A 4,072-nucleotide genomic window follows, 5' to 3' on the forward strand; every position below is an offset into this window, starting at 1 on the left:
TCGTGACGAATTGAACTTCGTTCAATTTCTTTCCGTTCTTCGCAAAATACCCGGCTCGTTAGCTGTAATATCAAATCTAACTACAAAATTTTATATGATTTTATTACCTTTGAAGGATTGAAAAATTAATTATGGTAGAATTGATGTTTTATAATTCAAATCATTACGATGACTTGAATTACAATTTAAATGAAGAACAATCTAAATTTACATTTACAATAGATTTTTGCATTAATGAAAGAAAAGATCTATATGATTCGTGTAAAAATATAATAACCATTATAAATAATAGAAAACCTGTAGGTTTTTTTATTTTAGACATGGGTAAGGATAAATTGTTACTTAAAAATAATGAGAATGCAATACTTCTTAGAACCCTTTCAATAAATCCTAATACTCAAGGGCAAGGCATTGGAAAAAAAGCAATGTCACAACTTTCTGATTTTGTTCTACAAAATTATGAGAATATAAACGAAATTTTATTATCCGTACATAAATACAATATTTCTGCTAATAAACTATATTTATCCGCAGGTTTTGTAGATACAACATTGGAAATTTTAAGCCCGACTGGTGAAGATTTATCAATTCTTTCTTTGAAATTATTATAGATACTACAGCTAACATTGTATTTGCGAAAAAACGGGCTGAAGGCTAACTTTTTTTGTCATTATTTTCCGCTCGCAAAATTGCTTTTCTAAAAACTTTAATCTAATTTAGTTTCAGCCAAGCAATTTGCTTGAACGTACGAACTTGAACTTACGTTCAATTTCTCTCCCGTTCTTCGCAAATACTCGGCACGTTACCTGCAATGCTACCAAAAACATCGTTATAAAAATGGGAATAGGAATATTTTATTTATTAATAATTTTAGTCATTCTGACAACTTGTTGCTTAATTTGGCTTTTTATTTCAATCAAAAAGAAAAGTAAAATTGGAATCATTATACCGATACTATTTTTTCTTTTTGTTGGATTTCTATTTTCATTAAATTACATTGATGAAAACACAATTTCGAATGAAGATGTAAAAAATGATTTGCAAGTCATAAATTTAAATCTTAAAGATACTTTTAAAATACTTGAAAACGATGTTAGTGGAATGCCTGAGAGGTATCAAAAAACAAAAATTGAAATTTCCAATACTGACAAACAAAACTTAATTTCAGTAATTATAAATTCAAAAAATTTCGAAAATTTAAAATCTAATGAAGATATAAGAATAAATTCAGAAAAGAAAAACAGATATTTATCACATGATATTTTGAACTATAAATATCCTGATTTTTATTCTCGTGAATTCTACACCGAAATTAATAATATTCCTACTCGATTTTTTTTGAAACTTGATATCAAAAGCAATGAACTTGAATATCAGAAAATTGAAGATTAAAAAGCACTGCAGGTAACATAGTATTTGCGAAAAAACGGGCTGAAGGCTAACTTTTTTGTTATCTTTTTCCGCTAGCAAAATTGCTTTTCTAAAAACTTTAATCTAATTTAGTTTCAGCCAAGCAATTTGCTTGAACGGACGAACTTGAACTTTCGTTCAACTTCTCTCCCGTTCTTCGCAAATACTCGGCTCGTTATGTGATATACTTTTCAGAACGCTTACAATGAGTAAATCCATTTATAAATCCATATAAGTAAGCCATAACTTTTTCTTTATTCCCTGATGCACAACTCATTTGTTGAGCTTCGTTAAATGATTTTCCGTTATTATCAAAAGTTTCGTGATAAAGAAAATATTTAATTTCTACTTCATTTGTTTTGTACTTCCAAAAAAGAAAGCGTTTGTAAATAGGTTCTTCATACGCTCTAATCAAAAGGCTTTTATCGTAAGATAATGCTTCTTTAAATAATTCTTTGACTTCTTGCTCTACTCCAAACATCACAAATGAGTTTCTATATCTTTCTCGATGTTCATTGTCTAAATAACACATTAATGCCATATTTTTTAATTTTTAGTACATCACATAACACGTGCTTGGCGTCATGCGGTGTGAAGTTATAATTTGAAAGTTAGTGCTTGAAAGTCCACACGAACGCCAAGCACCTTAACGTTATACGCAATTGCAGTTTCGGGCATCCAAGTTTTTCGAACTATTTTCTATCACAAATTCATTTAATTTTTTCACGATTTTCAAACTTTAGATTTAGTAATTTTCAAACAAGTTGCAATTCCGAAATTCAAATCTTCAGAAATTCAGTTTTCAGTATTTTTTTAGCAATTTATTCTGTTTTTTTGAACCAAATGCTATTTTCGAGCTGAAGTTTCAGCATTTTCTTGTATTTTTATAAATTAAACAATCTCAATTTTTCAGATTTCGAAAGATTGTTTTCTTTATATTTCTTACAAATTCGGCTAATCGATTTTCAAACCATAAATTCAGCTTTTTTCAACTTTTTTGAAATATTTGAACTTGAAGTTTATTTCTAATTTTCTATTATTTTATTTTTCAGTCAGCTTGCAAAAGCGTATAACATGGTATTTGCAAAAAACGGTCTGAAAGTAAACTTTCAGCCTATGTTTTTCTATCGCAAAATTGCTTTTGTTTCAATTTATTTATTAAATTTATCAAAACAAAAGAGCAATTTGCTCAGTCCGTAACGAATTGAACTTCGTTCAATTTCTTCCCGTTCTTCGCAAAATACCCGGCTCGTTAGGCGACAGCTTACAAAAATTACGCATAATGGCAGTTTATCAATATTTTTTAGAAGTTATACCAAAACAAGGAATTCTAAAAAAACACAAAGAAATTCCTAAAAAAATTAATGTAAGTACAGAAACAGGTTATTTTGAATCTGATTCTGAAATATATTGGATTGAAGCAAAATTAAATCCTGAAAATATTATTCCTAAAATTGATTCGATTATTGAACGAGCAAATTGGGGAAATGATAAAACTAACTTCAATTGGAAACGATACACCGAAACTTTAGATAATGATGCATCAATTTATCTTAATGAAACAGATTTTACAATAAAAGAGTTTTCATTTAGAGCAGATTTAAGAGAGAATAATCTTGAATTTTTGAAAAATATGATAAATTTAGCAGAAAAGAATGAATGGTTGTTTATGGACAGAAGTGGAAAACTAATGAATCCAAATTTTGAGGAAATAAAAATTAGTATTCAAAATTCAAATGCCTATAGTTTTATCAAAGATCCACATAAATTTTTGGACAATTTGAACTCCAAATAAAGCCGATCGCCTAACATCGGTTTGGCAAAATGCGGGGTTAAGTGCTAACTTGAACTTCTCGCCTATTTTATCCGCAAAAGCTGTTTTGCTTTTGTTTTTTTATTAAATTTACCAAAAGCCACAGCTTTTGCTTCGTTCGGTTCTGAATTGAACTTTTGCTCAATTCAAGCCCGCACTTCGCCAAGCCGCGGCCCGTTATACGCAATTGCAGTTTCGGGTATCCAATTTTTTCGAACGATTTTTTATCTCAAATTCTTTTAAATTTTTCACGATTTTCAAACTTTCGATTTAGTAATTTTCAAACAAAATAGTTAATCCGTAAACTGAAATTTTCCGTAAATAATTATTCAGCTTTTTATAAAATTCAGAAAGCATTTATTTGAAATTATAGTTTTTTACGATTTATAATTTCATCATTTTCTTGAAAGTTATTCTATAATTCGAAAATACTTTTTCATATTTCGAAAGTTAGTTTTCTTTGTATTTCTTACAAATTCAGCTGATCGATTTTCAAACTTTAAATTCAGATTTTTTCAACCTTTTCGAAATATTTGAGCTTAAAGATTATTTCTTATTTCCTATTTTTTCATTTTTCAATCAATTTGCAAAAGCGTATAACATGGTATTTGCGAAAAACGGTCTGAAAGTAAACTTTCAGCCTATGTTTTTCTATCGCAAAATTGCTTTTGTTTCAATTTATTTCTTAAATTTATCAAAACAAAAGAGCAATTTGCTCAGTCCGTGACGAATTGAACTGCGTTCAATTTCTTCCCGTTCTTCGCAAAATACCCGGCTCGTTGTATGCAATTTTGAAATGACAAACTCAAAAATAAAACCATCTCAAATAATTTATTGGGCTTTTATATT

The 4,072-nt window shown here is 28.6% G+C and carries 4 protein-coding genes; 3 read left to right on the forward strand and 1 reads right to left on the reverse strand.

Translation table 11 applies throughout. From position 1 onward, the window contains the following. Nucleotides 1-131: 131 nt before the first annotated feature. Together EAH69_RS13685 and EAH69_RS13690 are read left to right on the forward strand one after the other, a co-directional pair. Nucleotides 132-611: a GNAT family N-acetyltransferase gene (locus EAH69_RS13685; protein WP_121935779.1), complete on the forward strand. Its 480-nt coding sequence runs from the start codon at nucleotides 132-134 to the stop codon at nucleotides 609-611. A 226-nt stretch (nucleotides 612-837) separates the two neighbouring features. After that, a complete protein-coding gene (locus EAH69_RS13690) occupies nucleotides 838-1,392 on the forward strand; it encodes a hypothetical protein (protein WP_121935780.1) in 555 nt (184 codons plus the stop codon). A 193-nt stretch (nucleotides 1,393-1,585) separates the two neighbouring features. Here EAH69_RS13690 and EAH69_RS13695 read toward each other — a convergent pair whose 3' ends face one another. Beyond that, nucleotides 1,586-1,951 (reverse strand): hypothetical protein, encoded by a 366-nt coding sequence (locus EAH69_RS13695; protein ID WP_147439158.1) that lies wholly within the window; start codon nucleotides 1,949-1,951, stop codon nucleotides 1,586-1,588. 741 nt (nucleotides 1,952-2,692) lie between these two features. Between EAH69_RS13695 and EAH69_RS13700 the strand changes: the two genes are divergently transcribed. Beyond that, nucleotides 2,693-3,205, forward strand: a complete 513-nt coding sequence (locus tag EAH69_RS13700; protein ID WP_121935782.1) for a hypothetical protein — start codon at nucleotides 2,693-2,695, stop codon at nucleotides 3,203-3,205. The last annotated feature ends 867 nt before the right edge of the window (nucleotides 3,206-4,072 follow it).

Source organism: Faecalibacter macacae, assembly GCF_003687725.1.
Taxonomy (GTDB): Bacteria; Bacteroidota; Bacteroidia; order Flavobacteriales; family Weeksellaceae; genus Empedobacter; species Empedobacter macacae.

Excerpts from the sequence above, each read along its gene's own strand:
- EAH69_RS13685 (WP_121935779.1), top strand. The coding sequence starts at position 132 with ATGGTAGAATTGATGTTTTATAATTCAAATCATTACGATGACTTGAAT.
- EAH69_RS13690 (WP_121935780.1), top strand. The coding sequence starts at position 838 with ATGGGAATAGGAATATTTTATTTATTAATAATTTTAGTCATTCTGACA.
- EAH69_RS13695 (WP_147439158.1), bottom strand. The coding sequence starts at position 1,951 with ATGGCATTAATGTGTTATTTAGACAATGAACATCGAGAAAGATATAGA.
- EAH69_RS13700 (WP_121935782.1), top strand. The coding sequence starts at position 2,693 with ATGGCAGTTTATCAATATTTTTTAGAAGTTATACCAAAACAAGGAATT.